General features: G+C 60.1%; 21 protein-coding genes and 3 pseudogenes. 4 read left to right on the plus strand and 20 right to left on the minus strand.

Annotated elements, in window-relative coordinates; all coding sequences use genetic code 11:
* Window positions 1-11 precede the first annotated feature (11 nt).
* Both IVB19_RS31230 and IVB19_RS31235 read right to left on the minus strand, forming a co-directional pair.
* The gene (locus IVB19_RS31230) at window positions 12-212 is read right to left on the minus strand and encodes a hypothetical protein (protein ID WP_247820617.1); all 201 of its coding nucleotides are present in this window, start codon (window positions 210-212) and stop codon (window positions 12-14) included.
* Window positions 213-317: 105 nt separating this feature from the next.
* Window positions 318-482 (minus strand): hypothetical protein, encoded by a 165-nt coding sequence (locus IVB19_RS31235; RefSeq protein ID WP_247820618.1) that lies wholly within the window; start codon window positions 480-482, stop codon window positions 318-320.
* 966 nt (window positions 483-1,448) lie between these two features.
* Between IVB19_RS31235 and IVB19_RS31240 the strand changes: the two are divergent.
* Window positions 1,449-2,209 (plus strand): annotated as a pseudogene (locus tag IVB19_RS31240) (IS5 family transposase).
* Here the strand turns inward: IVB19_RS31240 and IVB19_RS31245 are convergent.
* The 7 genes from IVB19_RS31245 to IVB19_RS31275 all read right to left on the minus strand — a co-directional run bounded on the left by IVB19_RS31245 (window position 2,194) and on the right by IVB19_RS31275 (window position 10,615).
* Complete coding sequence (locus tag IVB19_RS31245; protein WP_247820619.1) at window positions 2,194-3,255, minus strand: alpha/beta hydrolase; 1,062 nt, start codon at window positions 3,253-3,255, stop codon at window positions 2,194-2,196. The pseudogene IVB19_RS31240 and the gene IVB19_RS31245 overlap by 16 nt on opposite strands.
* Before the next feature lie 107 nt (window positions 3,256-3,362).
* Window positions 3,363-5,030: a dipeptide ABC transporter ATP-binding protein gene (locus IVB19_RS31250; RefSeq protein ID WP_346283637.1), complete on the minus strand. Its 1,668-nt coding sequence runs from the start codon at window positions 5,028-5,030 to the stop codon at window positions 3,363-3,365.
* A 1-nt stretch (window position 5,031) separates the two neighbouring features.
* Window positions 5,032-5,970, minus strand: a complete 939-nt coding sequence (locus IVB19_RS31255; protein WP_247820620.1) for an ABC transporter permease — start codon at window positions 5,968-5,970, stop codon at window positions 5,032-5,034.
* A 10-nt stretch (window positions 5,971-5,980) separates the two neighbouring features.
* Complete coding sequence (locus tag IVB19_RS31260) at window positions 5,981-6,922, minus strand: ABC transporter permease (protein ID WP_247820621.1); 942 nt, start codon at window positions 6,920-6,922, stop codon at window positions 5,981-5,983.
* A gap of 6 nt (window positions 6,923-6,928) precedes the next feature.
* A complete protein-coding gene (locus IVB19_RS31265) occupies window positions 6,929-8,512 on the minus strand; it encodes an ABC transporter substrate-binding protein (protein ID WP_247820622.1) in 1,584 nt (527 codons plus the stop codon).
* 79 nt (window positions 8,513-8,591) lie between these two features.
* Entirely contained in the window at window positions 8,592-9,029 is a 438-nt protein-coding gene (locus IVB19_RS31270; RefSeq protein ID WP_247820623.1) for a RidA family protein, read from the minus strand.
* Window positions 9,030-9,094: 65 nt separating this feature from the next.
* On the minus strand, window positions 9,095-10,615 hold the full coding sequence (locus IVB19_RS31275) for a M81 family metallopeptidase (RefSeq protein WP_247820624.1): 1,521 nt from the start codon (window positions 10,613-10,615) through the stop codon (window positions 9,095-9,097).
* A 238-nt stretch (window positions 10,616-10,853) separates the two neighbouring features.
* On the opposite strand from IVB19_RS31275, the pseudogene IVB19_RS40135 reads away from it, so the two are divergent.
* Together IVB19_RS40135 and IVB19_RS40140 are read left to right on the plus strand one after the other, a co-directional pair.
* Window positions 10,854-11,396: pseudogene (locus tag IVB19_RS40135) on the plus strand (LysR family transcriptional regulator); the annotation flags it as partial.
* 76 nt (window positions 11,397-11,472) lie between these two features.
* The gene (locus IVB19_RS40140) at window positions 11,473-11,781 is read left to right on the plus strand and encodes a LysR substrate-binding domain-containing protein (RefSeq protein ID WP_253075553.1); all 309 of its coding nucleotides are present in this window, start codon (window positions 11,473-11,475) and stop codon (window positions 11,779-11,781) included.
* A gap of 312 nt (window positions 11,782-12,093) precedes the next feature.
* On the opposite strand, the pseudogene IVB19_RS31285 reads toward IVB19_RS40140, so the two are convergent.
* A pseudogene (locus IVB19_RS31285) lies at window positions 12,094-12,378 on the minus strand (excinuclease ABC subunit A); the annotation flags it as partial.
* 117 nt (window positions 12,379-12,495) lie between these two features.
* Window positions 12,496-13,104, minus strand: a complete 609-nt coding sequence (locus tag IVB19_RS31290) for a DUF2478 domain-containing protein (RefSeq protein WP_346283639.1) — start codon at window positions 13,102-13,104, stop codon at window positions 12,496-12,498.
* On the opposite strand from IVB19_RS31290, the gene IVB19_RS40520 reads away from it, so the two are divergent.
* Window positions 13,031-13,228, plus strand: coding sequence for a hypothetical protein (locus IVB19_RS40520; RefSeq protein WP_346283667.1), 198 nt, complete (start codon window positions 13,031-13,033; stop codon window positions 13,226-13,228). The two genes, IVB19_RS31290 and IVB19_RS40520, sit on opposite strands and share 74 nt — an antisense overlap.
* A 157-nt stretch (window positions 13,229-13,385) precedes the next feature.
* On the opposite strand, the gene acuI is transcribed toward IVB19_RS40520, so the two are convergent.
* The 9 genes from acuI to IVB19_RS31340 all read right to left on the minus strand — a co-directional run bounded on the left by acuI (window position 13,386) and on the right by IVB19_RS31340 (window position 23,764).
* Complete coding sequence (gene acuI / locus IVB19_RS31300) at window positions 13,386-14,372, minus strand: acrylyl-CoA reductase (NADPH) (RefSeq protein ID WP_247820625.1); 987 nt, start codon at window positions 14,370-14,372, stop codon at window positions 13,386-13,388.
* Between the two features lie 59 nt (window positions 14,373-14,431).
* Entirely contained in the window at window positions 14,432-14,659 is a 228-nt protein-coding gene (locus tag IVB19_RS31305) for a hypothetical protein (RefSeq protein WP_247820626.1), read from the minus strand.
* A gap of 298 nt (window positions 14,660-14,957) precedes the next feature.
* Window positions 14,958-15,752, minus strand: coding sequence for an FAD binding domain-containing protein (locus IVB19_RS31310; protein ID WP_247820627.1), 795 nt, complete (start codon window positions 15,750-15,752; stop codon window positions 14,958-14,960).
* Window positions 15,753-15,763: 11 nt separating this feature from the next.
* On the minus strand, window positions 15,764-18,112 hold the full coding sequence (locus tag IVB19_RS31315; RefSeq protein ID WP_247820628.1) for a xanthine dehydrogenase family protein molybdopterin-binding subunit: 2,349 nt from the start codon (window positions 18,110-18,112) through the stop codon (window positions 15,764-15,766).
* Window positions 18,113-18,198: 86 nt separating this feature from the next.
* Window positions 18,199-18,684: a (2Fe-2S)-binding protein gene (locus tag IVB19_RS31320; protein ID WP_247820629.1), complete on the minus strand. Its 486-nt coding sequence runs from the start codon at window positions 18,682-18,684 to the stop codon at window positions 18,199-18,201.
* A 433-nt stretch (window positions 18,685-19,117) separates the two neighbouring features.
* A complete protein-coding gene (locus IVB19_RS31325; protein ID WP_247820630.1) occupies window positions 19,118-19,960 on the minus strand; it encodes an oxidoreductase in 843 nt (280 codons plus the stop codon).
* Between the two features lie 279 nt (window positions 19,961-20,239).
* Window positions 20,240-20,644 (minus strand): VOC family protein, encoded by a 405-nt coding sequence (locus IVB19_RS31330; protein WP_247820631.1) that lies wholly within the window; start codon window positions 20,642-20,644, stop codon window positions 20,240-20,242.
* Between the two features lie 123 nt (window positions 20,645-20,767).
* On the minus strand, window positions 20,768-21,979 hold the full coding sequence (locus IVB19_RS31335) for a c-type cytochrome (protein WP_247820632.1): 1,212 nt from the start codon (window positions 21,977-21,979) through the stop codon (window positions 20,768-20,770).
* Window positions 21,980-22,054: 75 nt separating this feature from the next.
* Complete coding sequence (locus tag IVB19_RS31340; RefSeq protein ID WP_247820633.1) at window positions 22,055-23,764, minus strand: PQQ-dependent dehydrogenase, methanol/ethanol family; 1,710 nt, start codon at window positions 23,762-23,764, stop codon at window positions 22,055-22,057.
* Window positions 23,765-24,041: the final 277 nt, after the last annotated feature.

Genomic DNA, 24,041 nt, shown 5'->3' on the forward strand with positions numbered 1-24,041 from the left:
CCCCTCGCTCCTCAGCGCCACATCGTCGGCGCTTGCGAGAGCGCTTCGCGACCGACCTGCCTGAGACCCTCGGGCGACATCTCGCCCCTGTTGGCGGCCTCGAGCATCTTGGAAGCGACATGCGTGCGCGCACCGGTCTCTGACCGAGAAACGCTCGCGCAGACCTCGTGGAGCACCACGCGCAAAAGCGTGGTCGTGGCTTGATCGAACATGAAATTGCCCCTCTGAAAAGGCCCTCCTAGCGCAGTTTTCCGATCTTGGGATTCAATAATGTTAAACATCGCAAGAGGTCAGAGTAGCTGACCGAACGACTGCCATCAGGTCGGCAGCTCCACGCCCTCCGGAAGGTCATCCGGATCGAGCTTCATCTCGAGACGGAAGCCGTTCAGCGTCGCTCGCCGGTGAGAGAACCGCGTGCCATCCGCCACGACGAACTTGAAGCGGTCGACGATCATCACCCCGTGATCGCATCGCGTGGCCATCGAGCGACCCAGGGGCCCGTCACATTCCCGCTCAGAGTGAGCGGTGATGGTGAAAACACCGTCGAAGGCACAATCGAACTGAGCGTCCACGGCGACAACATTTCAAATCCACCTCTGGCCCCGCCTTCCGTTCGCATTGCCTTCAAAGAACAGTCGACGATCGAGGCGGCGCGCGCACTTGTTGACGTCCTCGGCCGATCGGCTTGTCAGCAAGGCCGGCTCTGACGGTCGCTTTCAGCAGTCCGCATCCGGTCACGGATCGGCTCTCGCCTTCACCTTTTTTCGTTCGCCAAACGATGGGTGAGCTGTCGGCCCGCCTGTCCCACAAACCCTTCGGGTCGCAGACGAACAGCGAACAAACCGACCTTTCCGTGTTGCATCCGTGTTGCACGGAACAGACGGTACTGGGGCGTAACCCGTTGTAATCAGTGGTACTGAGCGTAATGGACGGTAATATCGTTTTGGCGCTCATTTTTCGCCGGAACGGAGCGCGTACGGCGCAGAAACCCCCTTAATTAAAGGGTTTCCTTGCGGTCGGAGACTGGCGATCCCGGCATGACTCGAACATGCGGCCTACGGTTTAGGAAACCTTTTTCAGCTCAACGATTTCAATAGCTACGTTCGTCATGTTGCAAATGTGCTGCATCGACCGGCCCCTCGCGGGTAGTTGCCTAGTTTAAACCCGCCACAGTACGCCCCGCGCGTCTCCCTCACGGCTTGGAAACCCGGACGAATGTGAGACGTGCTTCCGAATGGTGAGCCGGTTCGAATATTGGCAGTCAATTCCTCCTCTGCGAAGGAGTTTCAAAGGCTTTATGCCCGCTGTCCGTATGATCGACCTGCGACCGGCATGAAAGTCGGTCGCAGGTCGACTATTTTGCTTACCTATCCCATTACTTAGGGTCTGTACCTAATTAGCGAGTTCTGATTCCCTGGTGCCAAGTTGATTCGGCACGGGGGACTTCGATGCGGAAAGGACTGTTCTGGCTCAACGACAAGCAGTGGGCTCAGATAGAGCCGCATCTGCCAACAAACCAGACCGGCCCGGCGCGCGAAGACGATCGACGCATTATCAGCGGTATCATTCACATGCTCCAGTGCGGCGCACGCTGGCGCGATTGCCCGTCCGACTATGGCCCTTACACGACGATCTACAATCGGTTCAATCGCTGGGCTAAGCGCGGACATTGGCAGGCGATCTTTGAAGCGCTCGCCCGCTGCGGCAAGGACCGAGTGGCTTTGTCGATCGACTCCACCTCGATCAAAGCGCATCGCTCGGCGAGCGGCGGAAAAGGGGGGAGTGTGAACAGGCGATCGGCCGCTCGCGCGGTGGGCGGACCACGAAAATCCACGCGCTGAGCGACCCTGATTGCAAACCTTGCGCATTTCATCTCACTCCGGGACAAGCCGCAGACATTGCCGCAGGGCCGGCCCTTTTGAAGCTCGCGCCGCCCATGTCTTCCCTCATTGGGGACAAAGGCTACGATGGCGACGGCTTTCGCGCCGAAATCGTCAATCGCGGCGCGAAACCCGTCATTCCAAACAAATCCAACCGGGTAACCCTCCACAGCTTCAGCAAGCGCCTCTATAAAGGGCGCAATGTTATCGAGCGCTGTTTCTGCCGGCTCAAGGATTTCAGGCGTGTTGCTACTCGCTACGACAAACTTGCCAGAAACTTCTTGGCCGCCGTCCACCTCGCCGCTCTCGTCGCTTATTGGATCAATTGAGTCTGAACCCTAAGATTGTCAGCGTCAATGACCGCTTGAGAGAATGCCAGCGGCGCCTCTTGCGGAAGATTGTGACCGATTCCGCCGGTCAGCGTCCTGTGTTGATATTTACCGCTGAACTTTTTCGCGTAGACGCTTGGTTCAGGATGAGGAGCACCGTTTGCGTCACCTTCCAAAGTGATGCTCGGAACGTTTATATTCGGGAAGCTCGCGAGCTTCTTCTCGATGTCATCGTATTTTGCTTCACCCTCGGCAAGTCCGAGGCGCCAGCGATAATTGTGAACCGAGACTGCAACGTGGTCGGGATTGGCAAAGGCAGTCGCAGAACGCTCGAAGGTCGCGTCGTCAAACGCCCACTTTGGTGACGCTTGTTCCCAGACCAACCGAGCGAACTCTTTAGTGTACTTCTGATATCCAAGCAGGCCCCGTTCGGTCGCGAAGTAATATTGATACCACCAGAGCAACTCCGCCTTGGGCGGCAGCGGCCCCTTGTTGAGCGCCTGACTGCCGATCAGGTAACCGGAGACCGCCACCAAGGCCTCGCAGCGCTCGGGCCAAAGCGCTGCGACGATGGCCGCCGAGCGTGCACCCCAATCACAGCCGCCGACAACGGCACTCTTGATCTTGAGCGCATCCATCAATGCGATCACGTCCGCGGCAACCGCCCCTTGCTGCGCGTTGCGCATCGCGGAGTCGGAGCGGAATTTGGTGGAGCCATAGCCGCGCACATAAGGAACGATGACGCGATAGCCCGCCTTGGCGAGCTGCGGCGCGACATCGACGTAGCAATGGATATCATAGGGCCAGCCGTGCAGCAGCACGACCGGCTTGCCATCCGCCGGACCAACATCGGCATAGCCAATGTTCAGGTCACCCGCGTCGATCTGCTTGATTGTACCGAACGACGTGTGGGTGCCGCGGATCGTGTCCGGCGTGGACTGGCTGGCGCCTTGCGCAGTTGCAGCGCTGATCCGGGTGAATGGCAGCGCGGCGGCAATGCCCGCCGCGGCAACCAGCAAACGTCGCTTGGGATCTACGTCTTCCATATCGTCTCTCCAGTTAACGGGAATTCCCGATTCTATCGTGAGGTGCGCTTGTATCTTGGCTGTGTCCGCATGAGCCGCGCTTGTAAGCTCATGTAGCAATCGGCGGTTTAGGCGACGACCTCGACATTCTCCGACGGCAGATCACCGCCGAAAGCAAAGCCTTGGCCGGGCGCAGCCGCGAATAGTCGGCGGGTATAATCTTCTTTCGGACTACCAAAGACCTCGAGGGTCGTCCCCTGCTCCACCACCCGTCCGTTTCTCATCACGACGATCCGGTCGCACAACTGACTGGCGACACGCAGATCGTGCGTGATGAACAAGATGCCGACGCCAGTCCGTGACTGAATGTCTTCCAGGAGTTGAAGAATCTGCGCCTGAACGGACACGTCGAGCGCGGACACCGGCTCGTCGGCGATAATCAGGCGCGGCTGGCAAGCAAGCGCGCGCGCGATGGCGATACGTTGCCGTTGTCCGCCCGAGAACTCGTTTGGATAACGACGAAGCGCGTCCGGCTGCAGGCGGACCAGCCTCATCAATTCTTCCGCACGCTGCCAGGCGATGTCCGCCGATACACCGAAGTTCAGCGGCCCCTCCACGATCGAGGCGCCCACCGTCTGACGCGGATTGAGCGAACGGTAGGGATCCTGGAAGATCACTTGCACGTCGTGCCGGACCGGCACCAGCTGGCGGGCCTTAAGATAGGTGACATTGCGCGAGTTGACGACGATCGTTCCGCCTGACGGCTCAGCCAGGCGAGCGACACAGCGGGCAAATGTCGATTTGCCCGAGCCGGATTCGCCGACGATGCCGACCGTCTCACCGGCCGCCACCGACAGGGACACCCGCTTGACCGCTGCAACCGTCGTCTTGCGCGCAGGCCACTGGCCTCGAACGAAGCTCTTGGAGACGTCCGTTGCGGACAACAGCGTAGCGGCATCAGCGCGTGCCGGACGTGTCTTGGGGTTCAGTGGAGGGACAGCCGCCATCAGCGATCGCGTATAGGGATGCTGAGGCCGCTTCAGCACGTCTTCCTTGCGCCCGGCCTCGACCATTTGTCCCAGGCGCAACACCACCACGCGATCGGCGATATCGGCGACCACACCGAAATCGTGGGTGATGAACAGGACCGCCGTGCCGTTCTCGACCTGCAGCTCGCGGATCAGCTTGAGGACTTCGGCCTGGGTTGTCACATCAAGCGCAGTCGTCGGCTCGTCGCAGATCAATAGCACGGGCTTCAGTACCAATGCGATCGCGATGACGATCCGCTGCCGCTGTCCGCCCGAGAGTTGATGCGGATAGGACCGATAGAGCCGCTCGGGGTCTGGGAGATTGACGCGTGCCATCATCTGAAGGATTGTCTGAAAGCGTGCGTCCGCACGCATCCGGACGTGCTGGCGCAGCATCTCGTCGATCTGCTCGCCGCAGGTCACCACCGGATTGAGCGCGGTCATCGGTTCCTGAAACACCATGGCCATGGATGGCCCGCGCAAGCCCGGCAGCGCATTCTCGCCCAATCCGACCAGTTCACGGCCTTCGAGCTTGATCGATCCGACTGATGGACGCAGCCCGGTTGGCAACAGCCCCATGATCGCGCTCGCGATCATCGATTTTCCGGAGCCGGACTCTCCAAGCAGACAGACCGTCTCGCCTTGATCGACCTGAAAGGACGCATTCTCGACCGCGTATGGGCGATCCGCCCTCGGCGGCAACGGAATCGTCAGTTCGTTGACCGCAAGCACGGGTTCGTTGCGTGGCATGATTGGCGTCGTCGTCATGTCACTCTCCACGCTTGTTGAACTTGGGATCCAGCGTATCTCTCAAGCCATCGCCCAGCATGTTGACTGCGAGAACGGTGAGCGCGAGGAAGATTCCCGGAAACAGCACGTTGTGGGGGAATTGATTGAACCGGGAGCGTCCTTCCGCCATGATGTTTCCCCAGCTTGGCAGATCCGCTGGCAAACCGATGCCGAGGAAGGACAGAATGGCCTCCACCAGAATCGACGATGCGCAGACATAGGTTGCCTGAATGATCAGCGGCGCAAAGGAATTTGGAAGCACGTGCCGGAGCAGGATCTTCCAGGTGGGACTTGCCAGCGCGATAGCGGCCTCGACATAAGGCTCTTCGCGGATACTCAAGACCAGCGAGCGAACCAGCCGTGCGACACGGGGCACCTCCGGCAGGGCGATCGCAACGACCACGCTGGTCAGCGTCCCGCCGAACAGGGCGATCAGGGTGACGGCAAGCAGAATCCCCGGAATGGCCATGACGCCGTCCATGATCCGCATGACAAGACCATCAAGCCACTTGAAGTAGCCGGCCATCAATCCGAGCGCCACGCCAAGCGTGACCGCGAATACCGCAACCGAAAGGCCCACGACGATCGACACGCGACCGCCATAGAGCGTCCGGCTCCAGATGTCGCGCCCGAGGCTGTCCGTTCCCATCAAAAACCAGTGCGGGATGACATTGCCGTCAAGCGTCGTAAAATCAGCGTGTGTCCCCGGGAGCGCATTGCTGATCGATGGATCGATCGCGGTCGGGTCCAGCGTGCCGAGCCAGGGCGCAAAAAACGCCATCAGCACCAGAACGAGGAGCACCAGGCCCGATATCCGCAGCGACCAATTGCTGAACAGTCGCGCAAAGATCGACCGGCGACGCAATGCGCTGGCCGTGGGCGATGCCGCAGCGAGCGTTTCAATGGTTGCCTCAGTCACGCGAGCCTCCTTATTGGCGGATGCGAGGGTCCAGCAACAGATAGCTGAGATCGACCAGCAGATTGATCCCGACATAGATCGCCGCGAACAGCAGCGTGATGCCCTGGATCAGTGGAAAATCCCGCGACAGCACCGCATCGACCGTCAACGATCCCAATCCTGGAATGGCAAACACAGATTCCGTGATCACGACGCCACCGATCAACAGCGCAATACCGATGCCGATAACCGTCACGATCGGAATGGCCGCATTGCGCAAAGCGTGATGAATGAGGACGCGCAATTCAGAGATACCCTTGGCGCGAGCGGTTCGGATGAAGTCCTCGGTCAGTGCTTCGGCGACAGAGGCGCGGGTGACCCTCGCGATCAGGGCCAGGTAGACGATCGACAGGGTCGTTGCCGGCAGGATCAAATTGCGCAACCAGGGCAGCACGCCGTCGGCGATCCGGTTATAGCCCTGCACGGGCAGCAGTTGCAGGCGGAGCGCAAATATCCAGATCAGGACATAACCTGTCACGAACACGGGCACGGAGAAGCCGAGCGCCGAGAACGTCATCAAGCCACGATCGAGCCAGCCACCGTGCCGCCATGCCGCAAGGACTCCGAGCGGGACGGCGAGCAGGATCGTGACGATGATCGTGAGCGTGGACAGCGCAATGGTCGGTTCGATGCGCTGCCCGATCAGCTTGGACACAGGCTGCTTCATGAAGAACGACTGGCCGAGGTCGCCATGCAGCACGCCGAGCAGCCAGCGTCCGAATTGCAGCAGCAGCGGGTCCTTCAATCCGAGCTGCGCCCGCACCGCCTCAAGTGCCGCAGCGCTGGCATCATTGCCCACGATCGCAGCCGCCGGATCCCCTGGCGCAAGTCGCGTCATGAGGAAGATGATGACCGCCACGACCAACAAGACCGGAATCGTGGCGATCAGCCGCCTGATAAGGAATATGGCCATCGGAGATCAACCCTTCTGGATGCCCCAATACACACACACCGGTGAGCTGACGGTGCCGGTGATCACGTCCTTGCGCGCTGCCGTGATGGTCTTGTACTCGCCAATCGGCGCGACGATTGCCGCATCGTAGTTCCGCTCCTGGATCTGATCGGCCAGCGACTTGCGCTGCTCATTGGTTGTCGCCAACAAGAACTCGTCCTTGAGCGCCTCGAGCTTTGCGTCGGTTGGCCAGCCGAACCAGCCGTTTTCGCCGTTGCCGGTGAGCGGTGCGTAGAACAGCGGGTTGATGTTGTCCGGGATGTTCCAGCCGGTGATGAAGGCACCCCAGCCGCCCTGAGCAGGAGGCGTCTTCAGGGCACGCCGCGCGACCAGTGTCGGCCAATCCATCGACTGCATATCGACGTTGAAGCCGGCCTGCTTCAACAATGCCGCCATTACGGGCGGGAATTTGTTGAGGATCGCGAAACTCGCCGGATACATCAACACGACCGGCTCGTTGTTGTAGCCTGCCTCCTTGAGAAGTGCGCGGGCGCGGGCAAATTGCGGCTTGCCTGTGTAGTAGGAGATTTTTTCGGAATGGTAGACTGTGCCCGTCGGATAAAGCGACGTATTGGTGTTGTACAGATCGGGGTGAACCATCTGCGCCTTCATCAGCGCATCCTGGCTGATCGTCATATAGGCCGCCTGCGCGATCTTCGGGTTGTTGAATGGCGGGTACAGATGGTTGAGATGAAGTGCGAAGGATCCCTTCGGCACGAGATCCACAAACGCGATCTTCGGGTTATTCCTCAGCGCCACATATTGATCGGCCGGCACCCATTCGATCAGGTCGACTTCACCGTTGATGATGGCATTGGTCTGGGTTTGGCCGTCGGTCAGAATGATCCATTCCATGCGGTCGACATTGACCACCTTGCCGCCCGCTGTTCCCGACGCCGGCTCGTTCCGGGGCACGTAATCCGTGTTCTTGACATAGACGACCCGTTCGCCCGGCCGATATTCGTCCGTCTTGAAGACGAACGGTCCGGAACCGATCTGGCTGGTGATCTGTTGATCCGGGGAAGTTTCTGCGACCCGCTTGGGCATGATGAAGGGAGGCACCGACGCCGGCTTCGACAGCGCTTCCAGGACCAGTCCAAAACGCTGCTTGAGCGTGAGGATGAATGTGTCGTCGCCCTTGGCATCCAGCGAGGCGGTTGCCGCCAGCAATCTTTGGCCGAGATTGTCGCGCGCCCCCCAGCGCTTGAGCGACTGGATGACGTCCGCCGACGTCACCGGCGCGCCATCGTGGAACTTGAGGCCCTTGCGGAGCGTGAAGATCCACACCTTGCCATCGTCGCTCTGACTGTATTCGGAGACCATCTGAGGCTTGACCTGGCCCTGGCCGTCTACACCGAACAGCGTGTCGTAAATGGCATAGCCGTGATTGCGCGTGATGATCGCAGTCGTCCAGATCGGATCGAGAATCTTCAGATCTGACTGCGGCACGACGCGCAGGACCTTCGGTCCCGCGGCAACGCTTTTCCGCGGCGCTGCAGCTGCAAGTATGAGGCCGCCAGTCATTGCCAGGAATGAACGCCTATCAGTCATTTGCCCCCTCCTATTGCTTGTTCGAATGTTTGAATGTCGAGCGCGGCCTAGGCGGCCCCTGGCTGGGCAAGTTCGGCGATCAGCTCGATCTCGACACAGCGCGCAGCGGAAGCTGGACGACACCGAATGCGCTTCGCGCATGCGGTCCCTTGTCTGGAAACACCTCGCCGAACAGCTCGCTCGCGCCGTTGGCAACCAGATGCTGCTCGAAGAAATTCGGCACCGAGGCGACCATGACGGTCAGCGTGGCAATGCGCGCGATGGAGTCGAGATTGCCGGTCGCATGCTGAAACGTCGCAAGCAAATCGATCGCGGTGGCGCGCGCCGCAGACCGGCCCTCCTCCAGCGCGATGTCATCGCCGAGTCGGCCGGTCCAGACCGCACCATTGCGCCTGGCGAGGTGACCGGACAAATGCAGAGTTTGGCCCGTACGCAGATAGGGCGCGTAGGACGCCGCCGGCGCTATGATCGGCGGCAGCACGATGTCCATGGCCTGAAGACGTTGATAGATGCTCATCTTGACCTTCTCCATCGTCCGCTTCCCTGGCTCGCACCAGGAGGGCTGGCGGGGTGATCGAGGCTCTACGCCGAGAGTTTGGCAGGTGTTGCGTGGGTTGCGGCCTTGAACACGGGACCGTTCGGACCGAGCCGAATGCCGTCACGCAGATGCTTCCACGGCAGCGCGGTCGGATCGGCCAGGAACGGCCCGGGCGAGGCCACCACGATGATCTCCTCGGAGATGGCCGCGAAGTCGGCACGGAAATGCACCGAGCTCTTGTTGACCAGGATGCTCATCTTTTCCGGATCGATACCGACGGTCCGATACATGTTGCGATCGAGCAACTGGGCTTTCGCCGAGGTCACGACGATGCGGATGTCGTCGATTTTCAGACAGGCGGTCGGGCCAAGATTGGCCTGCTTGCCATTCATCATCGGCCCGCCATAGATGAGCTTGCCGTCTGACAGCGTTTCGACCCGGAAGCGGGCGGTCAACGGGCTGTCGCCCAGGACCTCGGCGCATCCGCCGAGATCGATAGAGATCTCGGCGCCGACACCGGCGGCATGGGCGGCGGCAGCGGCCTTGGCATCGCAGATTAGGCCAATCGCCGCATCCTTGGCACCGTGCCGGATCAGCGCCTTCAACAGGCCCGTTGTTTTGGAGTTACCACCGACACCCGGATTGTCCTGCGTATCGGCAAGGATGACCGGACGCTTCGCGGTCCGTGCGATCGCTATGGCGCGCACCACGGCATTGTCGGCATCTTCAAACTCGATGCTCCAAGCTTGCTCGGCATCGACGATGTGCTGGTAGATCCGTCCCACGGCACGTTCGACCGCATCGCGGTCGCTGCCATAACCCCAGACGGTGGCGCCGCATTCGGGAAAGTCGGCCGCGGAAAAGCCCGGTGCGAATGACAGCGAGGTCACAGCACCCTCTTGCTGTTCCAGCAAGTCGTAAACGCCGCGCGCCGGCTGCAGCATGGTCGACATCGCGTTGACGGGGATCAGGAAGGGGATGCGCCTAGCTGCGCGGTGAAGCGGCGCGCGCGACGACACCAGATGAAGCAGCAGCTCGGCGGCGCGCCGTCCGGTGTCGGCCATGTCAACGTGCGGATAGGTGCGGTAGGCAACGACCGCGTCGGCCAACTCAAGCATCTGATCGGTGACGTTGGCGTGCGAGTCGAGAGACACAGAGATCTTGATCTCGCGCCCGACGATCGCGCGAACCCGCGCCAACAACTCGCCCTCCCCGTCATCGAGATGCTCGGTCACCTGCGCACCGTGCAGGTCGAGATAAATCGCATCGTAATTCTTGCGCTTGACCGCCTCGAGAATTTCGCCCGCGATCCGCTCGTAGGCGTCCTCAGTGGTGTGAGCTGACGCGCCGGCGCCTGCCCAGATCACAGGCAACACCTCGTGCCCATGCGCCTGGACATGCTTGATGAAGCCGCCGATCGGAATGTTCACGTCCAGCAGGCTCAGGACATCCTCGCCCCTCACGAGGCTCGGAAAGTCCTCGCCCCGGACGAAGCTCTCGTAGGTGGCCTTGGACGGCGCGAACGTGTTGGTTTCATGTTGAAAGCCGGCGACTAGAATCTTCAACGGAGCTTCCTCTTCCTTGTTGACCGCGTGCGGGCTCACCGCCTGCCGTACGGAGGCTGTGGGCGGTTCGTGCTGGTCTGGCTCGCAATTTCGATGGACGGCCGGCCTTCCGACCTACGCTGTCGTTGCCGATTGAAATCCGCACCGGCTGGACGTGTGGGAGAATGGGCTTGACCTGCGTTCGAGCAACAGCAATCTTTGTTCTGGTTCGTTGCCCAAATAGCAACAGAGGCCGATCATGCGAGAACCGAGTCAAAGCCGCCTGCGCTATTTCGAGGCCGTCTGCCGGCACGGCACGATCCGTGGTGCCGCCGACCAATTGAACACGGCGCCCTCAGTCATCACCCGCCAGATCGTGCTGCTCGAGAAAGAGCTCGGGCTAAAACTGTTCGAGCGGCAGGCGCGCGGCATGAAGCTGAATGATGCGGCGGCCCATGTCCTCGAGTATTGGCGCAGCTGTCAGGCCCATCGCCAGCAGTTGACGGAGCGGCTGGAGGCCATCGACAGGCTGGACGAGGGCTATGTCAGGATCGTGTTGAGCGAAGGCTATGTCGATCATCTGATCGAGCACATCGTGGGCCCGTTCTGTGCGCAGCACCCGAAGTTGTCGATTGCGATCGACCCGCTACCCGTCCTGGACATCATGAATCAGGTCGGAGAGGACGCCGCCCATATTGGACTGGCGTATAATCCGCAGGCCGATCCCCGCATCCAGTTCATCGCAAGCGTGCCTGCGCCAGCCCGACTGCTGGTCCGCGTCGACCATCCGCTCACGCGGCACCGCCGTCCGATCACCATGAACCAGTTGGCGGAATTCCCGTTTGCATCGATGCCGCGAGTGTTATGGCGTCAGCCAATTGATCGATGCGCTAGAATATTCCGAGCACGTCAAGCTTCGGCCGACCTTCATCAGCAGCTCAGTGGTAGCCCTGCGGCGCTATGTCAGGGCGACGCAAGGCGTCGCGATCCTCGGCTCCGGCGTCGCCGCCGCCCCCGACGTCGCGCGCGGTGAGGTCGTCATGCTGGATATTGACCACACCATTTGTGCCAAGGCCAAGCTACGGCTGATTACACGCCGTGCCCGGCCATTGTCGCCCGCGGCGGCGCGGCTACTGAGCAATATGCGAAACCGGCTTGCCTCGTTCGGCATTACGCAGGGCAAGTAGCCGGCTTTGATGCCGCCTCCGTCGACACTTGCCACGATAGGCACCTGTCAAAGCCCGGTCAGCCGGTTTCGCGCATGATCGTCGAGACGCGAGCGATCTCCTCAAGCTTTGCGATGCGTACCTACAAGGCCGCAGGAGCATTGCCGATAACGGGACGCCATATTTGGTAGTGAACCAGGAGGCAGCTATCCCGGATCGCAATCTGCCTGCCTTGAAAACTGGCCGGGAGCTGTCTGACCCGCCATCCAACACAATGTGTCCTGGCTGCCAGAGCACACTTTGCAGAGCTATTCCAGCAGTGAAGCTGCCAAGCAAGCCGTCGATTGCATCGACTTGCGGGACCGCCATCTGGAAAAACAAGCGCCTCGCATAAGGAGAGACCGACTCCAGGTGGCGGCGTTGTGCTTCGGCGTACAACGTCCCAAACGCGAGCGATGATTTCCCCGATCCGGAAATGCCGGTGAACACAACCAGCGCGCCCCGCGCAATATCCACCGATACGTCCTTGAGGTTATGTCCACGGGCGCCTCGTACGCCGACGAATCCTGTCGATGGACCAACGACCGGTCCGGACTTGCGGTTCGTCAACTCGTCCATTCAAAGATCCCCAAGGCCTCCGATAGTCAGATCCAACGGACCTGAAGCACCCAGTCCGATGATCGCAAAACGACGGCGGTAGCTCTTGAAGCATATGTCCCCGACACACAAACGATTCTAAGGAGGCAGGTCCATCATCGCTGCCTTTTCCAAAGGTGTGCCGCTTACCGTCCGAACCAGCCACCCCTCGACGTCGCGCGAATCGTGCAGTTCGGCTGACAATTCTCCCGCAAACTCCCTCCAAGCGTGGAGATTGCACACAGGAACACCAACGATCGCCGGGATGCCCATCCAGGCCGCTTTCGCGATCAGATCGCGCATACCCGCGCCTTCGGCTTCGACTTTGCCAAACTTGTTCAGTATCAGGAGTTTCGGGCTGCCCTTCAGCTCCCGCTCAATCTGCGACACGACCTGCAGCATGGCATCTTGGTCCAGTTGGCACCCCTTGGCGCCACGGCCTCGGCCCGCGAAAATCGAAGACTGCTGCCCGGTTGCCAGATCCTCGAGCAGCATGTCACATCGATGACCGGCTTCACGTGACCTATGCTGAACGACGCCCGCCAAACGGAAACCCCGCGCGCGACAGCGGTCAACTACTTCCTTTAAGATGTCGTCCGGATAGGCCTGCTCGTTGTAAACGAGAGCGGCCAGAATGGGGCAGGACATCTCGCTGTCGCGCACGGCTACCTTACAGTCAGGTTCGAGCATTGCGGCGGTCGCTCTCATCAGCTACCGGTCATCGACATGTGGCGGGCTCGTCGGTGACCGACCGGCGGTCAAAGATGAAATCATGCCCAAGAGGCTTTCGACGCATGGCGGTGTCGATAGCTTCGGTCAACAGCTCATCTGACGAAGACGCCCGGAGCCGGTCGTCCTTGCCAAGACACACGAACACCGTCCCAAGGTTGCCCAAGAGGCTTACGGGCACGCCTACCCGTTGCGCTGTCCGGGCCGATATGCCTGTTCGGCCTGTTTCACCGACCGCCCATGGACGAATACTCAATCTCTTAGGCAATTTTTACAACAATTCGACCACGAATCCGCCCCTCGAGGATTTCGGAGCCTCTATCGAACACTTGATCAAGCCCAATCTCGTGAGTGATTTCGGATAACTTCCTGGAATCCAGGTCACTGACCAGACTGACCCATGCGGCCTTTCGCAGCTCAATTGGGCACATCACAGAATCGATACCCAATAGACATACACCCCGCAAAATAAATGGCGCCACCGAGGTCGGCAGATCCATGCCGCCCGCGAGGCCGCAAGCCGCGACGGCCCCCCGGTACTTCGTCATCGACACGAGATTAGCCAGCGTGGTTGAGCCCACGCTATCGATCCCGCCTGCCCAGCGTTCTCTGGCCAGCGGCTTGGCTGGGCCGGTGAGCTCATTGCGATCGATCACCTCGGACGCACCGAGGTGGCGCAGATTGTCGGCCTCCGACATGCGCCCGGTCGATGCGATCACCTCGTAGCCACGCTTCGACAACACCGAGATGGCCACCGAGCCGACACCGCCTGCCGCGCCGGTCACTACAATCGGACCGCTCGCCGGGGTAATGCCATGCCGCTCCAACGCAAGTACTGCCAGCATAGCCGTATAGCCGGCAGTGCCGATCGCCATCGCGTTGCGCACGGACATGCTGTCAGGGACACGCACCAGCCAATCTCCGTTGACGCGAGCCTTCTCGGCATAAGCGCCCAGATGTGTCTCGCCCAGCCCCCAGCCGTTACAGATCACCTTGTCGCCGGCCTTCCAATGCGGATGCGACGACTGCTCGACCGTGCCCGCAAGATCGATGCCCGGAATCATTGGAAAACGCCGTACGACCGGCGACTTGCCGGTGAGGGCAAGACCGTCCTTGTAATTCAGCGCCGACCATTCCACCCGCACTGTGACGTCGCCATCCATCAGGTCCGCTTCGTCGAACTGGGTGAGCCTGGCAACGGTGCCCTTGTCCGCCTTGTCAATCCTAATCGCCTTAAACGTCGCCAATGCAGATCTCCACGCGTGGCTTGAGGTGAGGGGCGTGCTCTAAGGGAAGCAGTTTCAGCTCAAGGTCCACGGGCTCCATCCACGATCGACACCTTCTCCATGAGCGATCGAAGTCGAACGAGGGCTTCTCCTGCTCGCATACCATCGTCGGCAATGCTGTTGAGCGAACGTCGGACCTCTTCGAGATTTTGCGGTTCGGCGCTCAGCCATTCAGACCCCGCCTGGGCATTAAGGACATTCGCCGTGATCGCGTTGACGACCGCGGTATAGGTACGCACCAGTTCCACCGGGGCCTCCAACGAATCTTCCCCGTTCGCGGCCGCAATAGCTCTTTCCGTCCGCTGAATGGGGGTCACACTCAGCGCCCCTTGCATATCGATTGATCCATTCCCTTACTCCTTCTAATCATTCGTACTGGCCGAATGGAGGGCAAAGCTTTGGTAAGCCCGGCAAAAGGCGGCAACGGTGTTGGAGCAATGTCAATCATTCCGCCCCGGGGTATCGTCACCACCTTGACTTCATCGATGGCAAGCGCGGTTGCATCGGTGCGAAATGCTAGTTCATCCATTGCCAGACATCGTATATTCAAACTGCCAGCGCTCGCTGCGCCATCACCTTAATCAGGTGAGCGCGATAGTCCGAGGAGCCATGAAGATCGTTCAACAAGCCGTCGTCTGAGATCGCCACATCGTCGAGTGCGGCCGCCGACCAGTCCGCCTGCAGGGCCGCCTCTATCGCCGGCGCTCGCATGACGCCGCTTTGTGAAGCCCCCGTCACGGCGACGCGAACCTCGCCCGACTTGGTCTTGGCCACGAACACACCGGCCAATGCAAAGCGCGAGGCCGGATGTGGAAATTTGGCGTAGCCGGCCCTCGCCGGGATTGGGAAAGACACGGCGGTGATGATCTCCCCCTCCTCCAGCGCGGTGGTGAACAAGCCCTCGAAGAAATCATCTGCCGCAATTGACCGCCTGTTGGTCTTGATGGTGGCGCCTATCGCCAGAACCGCGGCCGGATAATCTGCGGCGGGATCGTTGTTGGCGAGCGAGCCGCCGATGGTGCCACGATGCCGCACGGCCGGATCGCCAATCAGCGAGGCGAGGTACGCCAGTGCCGGAATCGCCGTTTGCACAGTCTTGCTGGTAGCCACGTCGCAGTGAGTCGTCGCTGCCTTGACCGTCACCGCGTCACCCGACGCTTCGATGCCGATGAGTTCCTCGATCTTTCCGAGATCGATAATGTCGGAGGGCGATGCTAGACGCTGCTTCATGACGGGAATCAGCGTATGGCCGCCGGCAAGGTATTTCGATTCCGAGCCTTTAGTGAACATCGTCGCGGCTTCGTCAACGCTGGAGGCGCGGTGGTAAGTTGTCTCGTACATGGCAATGCTCCCTACTGCGCTTCGCCGTGAATGGCGTGCCAGACCCGATTGGGCGTCGCCGGCATTTCGAGTTTGTTGTTGCCAATGGCATCCGTGATCGCGTTGATCACGGCGGCAGATGCGCCGATCGCGCCGGCCTCGCCGCAACCCTTGACACCGAGCGGATTGCCGGGACACAGCGTGGTGGTGTGGCTCAATTGGAACGACGGCAGGTCGTCGGCGCGCGGCATAGCGTAGTCCATAAATGACGCCGTCACCGGCTGCCCGTTGGTATCATAGACGGCGTGCTCGAGCAGCGCTTGGCCGATACCTTGCGCAAGCCCGCCATGGACCTGGCCCTCGACGATCATCGGGTTGATCAACCGGCCGAAATCATCGGCCGCGACAAAGTTGACGAACGAAGTCTTTCCAGTGCCGGCATCGACCTCGAGTTCGCAGATATAGGTGCCGGCCGGGAAGGTAAAGTTGGTCGGGTCGTAGAAGGCCGTTTCTTTCAGGCCCGGCTCCATGCCGTCAGGCAGGTTGTGCGCAGTATAAGCGGCGAGCGCCACCATCGGCAGCGCGATCGCCTTGTCGGTGCCGGCAACCTTGAACTCGCCGTTTTCGATCACGATGTCGCCCTCGGAAGCCTCCAGCGCGTGGGCTGCGATCTTCTTGGCCTTGGCCTCGACCTTCTCCATCGCCTTGATGATGGCCGCGCCACCGACCGCGAGCGAGCGCGAACCGTAGGTGCCCATACCGAACTGCACTTTGTCGGTGTCGCCGTGGACGATCTGTACCTGGCTGATCGGGACGCCTAAGCGCTCCGAAATCAACTGTGCGAACGTCGTCTCATGGCCCTGGCCGTGGCTGTGCGATCCCGTGAGGATCTCGATGGTGCCGACCGGATTGACGCGGACTTCGGCCGATTCCCACAAGCCGACGCCGGCGCCCAGGCTGCCGACCGCCTTTGACGGCGCGATGCCGCAGGCCTCAATGTAGCAGGAGACGCCGATGCCGCGCAGCTTGCCTTCCGACTTGGCTTTGGCCTTCCGGCCCGCGAAGCCAGCGTAATCGATTGCTTTCATCGCGGCATCGAGCGAAGCGCCGAAATCGCCGATGTCATAGGCCATGATCACAGGCGTCTGATACGGAAACGTCGTGATGAAGTTCTTACGGCGCAGTTCGGTCGGATCGACCTTCAACTGACGCGCCGCGGTTTCCATCATGCGTTCCAGCAGATAGCTCGCCTCGGGCCTCCCCGCACCTCTGTAGGCATCGACCGGCGTGGTGTTGGTGTAGACACCCATCACCTCGGCATAGATGGCCGGGATCATGTACTGGCCGGACAACAGCGTTGCATAGAGATAGGTCGGTACCGCTGACGAGAACAGCGACATGTAGGCGCCGAAATTGGCGTGGGTCTTGACCCGAAGCCCCAGGATCTTGTTGTCCCTGTCGAACGCCATCTCCGCCTTCGAGATATGGTCGCGGCCATGGTGATCGGTGAGGAAGGCTTCGGTCCGATCACTGGTCCACTTCACCGGGCGGCCGACCTTCTTCGACGCCCACAGCGCCACCATCTCTTCCGGATAGATGTAGATCTTGGAGCCGAAGCCCCCACCGACGTCAGGCGCAATAACCCGCAGCTTGTGCTCAGGCGCGATGTTGTAGAAGGCCGACAGAACAAGACGGGCGACATGCGGATTCTGCGAAGTCGTGTAGAGCGTGTAGTGCTCTTCGGCCGTGTCGTAGTCGGCGATCGCCGAGCGCGGTTCCATCGGATTCGGCGCAAGGCGGTTGTTGGTGAGGTCCATTTCCACCACGTTCGCGGCCTTGGCAAAGGCGCCTTTTACCGCTGCCTCATCGCCGATATGCCAGTCGTAGACCACATTACCCGGCGCTTCCGGATGCAACTGCGGCGCGCCCTGCTTGATGGCCGCGCGGATATCGGGCACGGCCTCAAGCTCTTCATAATCGACGACGACGGCTTCCGCGGCGTCCTTGGCCTGATTCTTGGTTTCGGCAATCACGACAGCGACCGCCTGCCCCACGAAGCGCACGGTCTCCGGCGCCATCGCCGGCCACGCCCCCATCTTCATCGGCGAGCCGTCTTTCGACGTGATGGCCCAGCCGCAAATCAAATTGCCGACCTTGTCATCGACGATCTGCTGGCCGGTGAGCACCGCGACCACGCCGGGCATTTTCATCGCTTCGGATGAATCGATGCCCTTGACCTTGGCATGCGCGTGTGGACTACGGATGAAATGCGCGTGTGTCAGGCCCACCAACTTGATGTTGTCAACGTAGCGGCCCTTGCCGGTAATAAAACGGCGGTCTTCCTTACGTTTGACGCTTGCGCCAATGCCCTCAACGCCCATGTCCTGTCCTCCCGACCGGAGTTACTGTTTCTGCGGTTTCCATCGAAACGCAGCGGTCATCAATTCAAGCCGATGGTCTGCGGCAGCTATTCCGCCGCCTTCGAGACCTTCATGCGGCCGGCCGCGTCCAGCACCGATTTGACGATATTGTGGTATCCGGTACAGCGGCAGATGTTGCCTTCGAGCTCGTGCCGGACGGTCGCCTCGTCCAGTTTGCCGCCATAGCGGTTCACGATGTCGATTGACGACATGATCATGCCCGGGGTGCAGTAGCCGCACTGCAGGCCGTGGTTGTCGCGGAACGCAGCCTGCATCGGGTGCAGCTCGTCGCCGTTGGCAATGCCTTCAATGGTGGTGACGTCGCAGCCTGCGGCCTGTCCCGCCAGCATGGTGCAGGATTTTACCGCTCGCCCGTCGACATGGACGACGCAGGCGCCGCACTGGCTGGTATCACAGCCTACATGGGTGCCGGTCAGATTGAGGTTTTCGCGCAGGACGTGAACAAGGAGGGTTCTATCCTCAACGTCTACAGATACAGCCTTCCTGTTGATCGTCAAATCGACTGTCGGCACGCCTGAACCTCCCGCCCTTTCACTTCCGAGCATCTCTCTCGAGATCGCACACGGAAGTCCGCACATTGGTTTGCGGATACAAACTGTCAGTATCGCTGCGTCACTATCGTGACGCGAATACGCGAGGTGCGAGGTAGACCACGACACCTCGCACATACGGTCTGGGGCTACGCATCATCCAAAACCTTGCGGGCGTCGGCTCGGCTCCACGTCGAACCCACACCGCAACAGCCGCAGCTGTTCGTCAGTTTTATTCGAACGCATAGGGCGGCCATAGCTCCGGTCGATATGAAATCAGTGGTACCAGACTGCTCGATAGCGGCGGTGTACCGCTTCAACCACTCGTTGGAAGCATTCCCCGCCCATGAGACTGGAAGCCCGACCAACAAATATGTCGCGAGGCCCGCCGCTTGAGCATGTCACCTTCGGCATCCTATGCATATTCAGTCGATCGCGTCATCGATTCCCACGCATCGATCTCTTGCTGAAGCGATTCCAGTTTTTGGCGGATCAGCTTCAGGGCATCGGTACCAAGGAGAAGATGCACCGGCGGGTCCTCGGCTTCCACGACCCTCACCAGCGCTCGGGCGGCCCGGACGGGATCTCCAGATTGTTTTCCACTCTTTTCCGCGCGGGCTTGCCGGACAGGGTCAAAGAGTGAGTCGTAATCGCCTATGCTCCGCGGACTCCGAACCATCGACCGCCCTGCCCAGTCGGTTCGGAAGGAGCCCGGCGCAATCGCAGTTACCCGGATGCCGAGGTGACGAACTTCCTTCGCCAGCACCTCCGAGATACCTTCGAGAGCGAACTTGCTGCCCGCGTAATACGCGATGCCCGCCAAACCCACGTATCCGGCCATCGAAGTGATGTTGATGATATGTCCACGGCGCCTCCCGCGCATGTATGGCAGCACAGCCTTCATCATCGCAACTGCGCCGAATACGTTTACGTCGAATTGACGCTTAATCTCCTCCAGCGGAGACTCTTCGAGAATACCTTCGTGCCCATATCCGGCATTGTTCACGAGAACATCGATCGGAGCCATTTCGCTTTCAACCTTCGCAACCGCAGAATCGATTGCCGCGAAGTCGGTGACGTCCAGTAGCAAGGCCCGGGCTCGCGACGGATGCATTGCCTCGAAGGCCAACCTGGCCTCCTCGCTCCGCACCGTCCCTACGACCGAGTGTCCGGATGAAAGCGCCTCAGTTGCAAATGCTCTCCCCAACCCGGAGCCAGCGCCGGTAATCAGGATGTTGCACCTCGCATGCGTCGTCATAAACTTCTCCGTGGTCGCGCGCGGCGTGGATTGCCGGCAGCGGGTATGTATTGTGGCCAGCGAAGAACCTCGCACTCGCCGAGGCCCCACCATGACCGCGAACGCCCATCCGGACCATCAACCTCGGCTCTCCTAGGCGACACTGACAAGACGAAATGCGCCCTGTGACAGCATGAGATGGCAATCAAGCTCATCATCTTCAGAAGACGCCGGTCCTGATCATCGTTGCAGCGATATGCCAACCGTATGGGCCCCTTGCGTTGCAGGATTCGAAATTCGCTATCCAACAGCAGGGGAAACGCAGGCGAACTCGACCCGGGTACCGCCCGGCTCTCGTACCATAAAGTGCACCTTCGGGCCCTTGCCCGATCGTTCCGGCGCAAACTCAACCACGATGCCGGGCCAGGCCGCGACACGTGCGTGCAAGGCGTCAAGCGCGCTACGGTCCACCACTTTCAGAGCGAGATGATGCAAACCGACGTTGCGACGGCGGTCGAATGGGACGCACTTCTCGGGATCCTCGACTTGCCAGAGCGTCACGATTCCACTTCCATCCGACACGAACGACGCTGGATAATTCTGGTTTTCGCCGACAACTCTCCAGCCGAGGCAATCACAAAAGAAGCCACGCGCAAGCGCTAGATCCTTCACGGCAAGTCCGACGTGATCGACTCCGGCCGTCAACGGAACATTATCTTGCATAGTTCATCTCCTGGCACGCGCGTGCGTTGGTGAAGCATTTCTCATTCAAGCGGTAGCCGAACACACCGGTCGATCGAATTAGGTCCGATTTTCTGGCGGGCCCCTTCAATTCGCCGAACCGGCCGAAGCCTGCACGGTGGTCAGATAGGCGTATATGTTGTTGAAATCCTCGTCGGTAAAGACGTCTTTCCAGGCCGGCATGCCTTTCGAAGGACGCCCTTCGTGGACGGTTGTCCAGAACGTCGAGCGCGCATTCTCGCCGTAACGAAGCTGCAATCTTCGGAGATCGATCCGACGCTCGCCCTGCACGGCGTTGGTCCCGTGGCAATGGGCGCACGTTGAATTGAAGACTTCCCTGCCTGCCTCGATACTGGCGGAGTCACCTGCATGCGCTTTCGAGTCCTTCGATGTAGCCGAAGGAGAGTGCGGAGCAGAAGGAACCTCTGTCGCGGCGGTCGGAGGGACGAGGAGACTCGGCGAATTTTCGGATACCAGGAGCCTGGTCGACGTGTCGCCTGGCAAACCATATTTTGTGGCCAGATCGCCGATTGTCTGATCGAGGTCCGGCAAGACCGCATCGACCTGATCACGGAGTTCTACCGAGGTTTTTGCAAATCCGATCGCGGCGTCCCAAGATAAACCCTTCCCTTCGACGGTGCGGATCTTGTAGCGGTTTTGGTATTGCGTCTTATTAAGCCAGCCGGCAGTTGGCCCCCAGACAAAGGCGACCTCGGCCGTACCGACATCCAGCGCCTTCATGCCTTCGTCCGGGCTCATTACGGTGACTTTTTCGATATCATCCCGAAGAGCGAGCAGGTTTTGTGGTGTCGTTTGGTACTGGACCGCCACCCGCTTCCCCCTCAGATCTTCAATGCTGCCGACGACCAGCTCTTTCCCGGTGACGAGGGCGTAGGCCTGCTCCGAAATCTTTCGAGAGAAGATAACCGCAGGCCCCATAAAGTCGTCGGAGAGTGGCAAGCCCATCATTGCGTCGCATTGCTTTCCCAGCAAGGTGACGCGCACGCTGCGCTTGCCAAAATAGGTCTTGTACCAATTGTAAGTCACAGGACGGCCCAGCGCCTTTCCAATCGCCTGACCGACCTCGAGGTAGAATCCTGGCTCGGAAGCATCATCGCTGGAGTACGGCAGATTAGTCGGATCTGCGCACAAACGTAGCGGCTTGACGTCGTCCGCATCGACGCTGGAGCTCGCACCAACCGACGCAAGAATAGCTATCAACGCAAGAGGACTCGCTCGCAGGAGCACGTAGAATTTGCTGCATGAGACCTTGAAGTTGCCCGTGACGTTCACTGACATCCACGGTTCCCCTCTGTTATGCACGACGTCCGTCACACATTGCGCTGGTGCGACGGACGATGCCCGATTGGTTGGCTATTGAACGGCAAATACGAAGAGCGAGCCACCTTCAGGTGCAGCTGCCGTCATCTTCTTTCCGATCTCTCCCAGGAATGCAGGAATGGAAGCCGTACGACCAACGACGACGGCGACATATTGCTTGCCGTCGACAGCGTAAGTCACGGGGCCTGCTCCGATGCCGGAACCAAGATTCTTCTTCCAGAGGATTTTGCCGTTTGTGGCATCAATTGCGTGGAAGTCACCGTGCAGATTGCCGTAGAAAACCAGGTTTCCACCGGTGGTCAACGTGCCGCCGTTGAACGGTAGGTCCTGCTTGATTGACCACACCTTCTTGTTATTGACCGGGTCCCACGCCATCAACTCACCAAGGAAACCTCCCGGACCTTCTCTGGCTGGGAAATCGGCGCCCAGATAGAACAGGCCGCGCTTATACGAGACATCGGTGTTTGAAAAGTCCATGCAGAAATTGTTGGACGGAATATAGACCAGCCCGGTCTGCGGATTGAATGACATCGGCTGCCAGTTCTTGCCGCCGATCACGTTCGGACAGATGTCCTTGACTGGATGGCCAGGCCCCGGACGTTTGTCGGGATTCTCGACAGCGCGCAACGTTGCGACGTCCCACTTTTCCGCCCAATTGGCGAAGACGAATTTCTCTGCCGACAGAAGCTTGCCGGTTTCTCGATTGGCGACGAAGAAGAAGCCGTTGCGGTCAGCTTTCATCAAAGCGGGAACGGTGCTGCCGCCGATGCTCAGGTCGGCCAGAACATTCTCATTAACGCCGTCGTAGTCCCACGCGTCGGCCGGGGTACTCTGAATATGCCACTTGATCTTGCCGGTATTCGGATCGAGCGCAAGCGTGGAGGACGTGTATAAGTTTGTCAATTTTCCGAAATTTCCGTCGCCGGTAGATCGGACGCTAGTATTCCACGGGCCTGCGTTGCTGGTACCCCAATAGACGGTATCGGTCTTGGCGTCGTACGAGCCGACCAGCCACGGAACTCCGCCGCCCCTCAATCCTGTGTCACCTTTCCAGGTTTCGCTCGCGGGCTCCCCCGGCGCCGGGACGGTAAATGTCTTCCAGACCTGCTTACCGGTATTCAAATCGAACGCCTGAAGCGCACCGCGAACACCATATTCGCCGCCACCGAAGCCAGTAATCACCTTGTCGCGCACGACCAGCGGAGGAGAAGTGATGACTGACCCTTGCTTGTAGTCGACGACCTCAGTGGTCCAGAGTTCCTTACCTGTTTCTGCGTTGAGCGCCGTCAACTTGCCGTCGAGCCGGCCAACGAAAATCTTTCCATCCGCGAAGGTGACGCCACGGTTGTCCACGTCGCAGCAGGCGTACTGCAACACATCGTCCGGAATCTCCGGCTCATAGGTCCACTTGCGTGCGCCGGTCGCGGCGTCGAGCGCGTAAACATATTTCGGACCCCATGAGGTCGAGACATACAGCGTGTTTCCGATCACGATCGGCGACGACTCGTTCGACCGCAGCGAACCGAGCGAAAACGAATAGGCCAGGGACAGCTTACTGGCGTTGTCCGAATTGATCTGACTGAGAGGACTGAAGCGCGTATTGCCGTAATCATGGCCGGCGATCGCCCACTGATCGGTGTTGGCGACGGCCTTGACGACCGAGTCGTTGGCACCGGCAACCGACGCTGCGGCAGCCGCACCGATAGCGATCGAAATAGCCGCAATGAACTTTCTGCCCGTCATTCGTTTCCTCCTGGACATTGTTATCACCGGGTCGACAAGTGGCGACGCACGTACCGACGCAGCCGCAGATTCAGCACGCTAGTTTACGACGATTGCTGCGGGTTCGAAGATCTCCCGCTAGAAAGACACTGTCCCGTCAAGCGAAACAACGGCAGGACCGGCCGACCAAACGCACCCGAAAAACCTGCACGAGCAGTCCGTGCACATCCGCGATATGTTTGCATGCTGCCGGCCATGTTGCGCGTGTGAACGTTACTTGGACGGCGGAACGACGCTT

It is taken from the genome of Bradyrhizobium sp. 187 (genome assembly GCF_023101005.1).
Lineage (GTDB): Bacteria > Pseudomonadota > Alphaproteobacteria > Rhizobiales > Xanthobacteraceae > Bradyrhizobium > Bradyrhizobium canariense_D.

What these genes read in the sequence shown, in the direction of transcription:
- IVB19_RS31235 (WP_247820618.1), bottom strand. Translation starts at nt 482, where the DNA reads ATGGCCACGCGATGCGATCACGGGGTGATGATCGTCGACCGCTTCAAG.
- IVB19_RS31230 (WP_247820617.1), bottom strand. Translation starts at nt 212, where the DNA reads ATGTTCGATCAAGCCACGACCACGCTTTTGCGCGTGGTGCTCCACGAG.
- IVB19_RS31260 (WP_247820621.1), bottom strand. Translation starts at nt 6,922, where the DNA reads ATGGCCATATTCCTTATCAGGCGGCTGATCGCCACGATTCCGGTCTTG.
- IVB19_RS31265 (WP_247820622.1), bottom strand. Translation starts at nt 8,512, where the DNA reads ATGACTGATAGGCGTTCATTCCTGGCAATGACTGGCGGCCTCATACTT.
- IVB19_RS31315 (WP_247820628.1), bottom strand. Translation starts at nt 18,112, where the DNA reads ATGGGCGTTGAGGGCATTGGCGCAAGCGTCAAACGTAAGGAAGACCGC.
- IVB19_RS31250 (WP_346283637.1), bottom strand. Translation starts at nt 5,030, where the DNA reads ATGACGACGACGCCAATCATGCCACGCAACGAACCCGTGCTTGCGGTC.
- IVB19_RS40520 (WP_346283667.1), top strand. Translation starts at nt 13,031, where the DNA reads ATGGGGCAGGACATCTCGCTGTCGCGCACGGCTACCTTACAGTCAGGT.
- IVB19_RS31245 (WP_247820619.1), bottom strand. Translation starts at nt 3,255, where the DNA reads ATGGAAGACGTAGATCCCAAGCGACGTTTGCTGGTTGCCGCGGCGGGC.
- IVB19_RS31270 (WP_247820623.1), bottom strand. Translation starts at nt 9,029, where the DNA reads ATGAGCATCTATCAACGTCTTCAGGCCATGGACATCGTGCTGCCGCCG.
- IVB19_RS31340 (WP_247820633.1), bottom strand. Translation starts at nt 23,764, where the DNA reads ATGACGGGCAGAAAGTTCATTGCGGCTATTTCGATCGCTATCGGTGCG.
- IVB19_RS31325 (WP_247820630.1), bottom strand. Translation starts at nt 19,960, where the DNA reads ATGACGACGCATGCGAGGTGCAACATCCTGATTACCGGCGCTGGCTCC.
- IVB19_RS31335 (WP_247820632.1), bottom strand. Translation starts at nt 21,979, where the DNA reads ATGTCAGTGAACGTCACGGGCAACTTCAAGGTCTCATGCAGCAAATTC.
- IVB19_RS31290 (WP_346283639.1), bottom strand. Translation starts at nt 13,104, where the DNA reads ATGAGAGCGACCGCCGCAATGCTCGAACCTGACTGTAAGGTAGCCGTG.
- IVB19_RS31310 (WP_247820627.1), bottom strand. Translation starts at nt 15,752, where the DNA reads ATGTACGAGACAACTTACCACCGCGCCTCCAGCGTTGACGAAGCCGCG.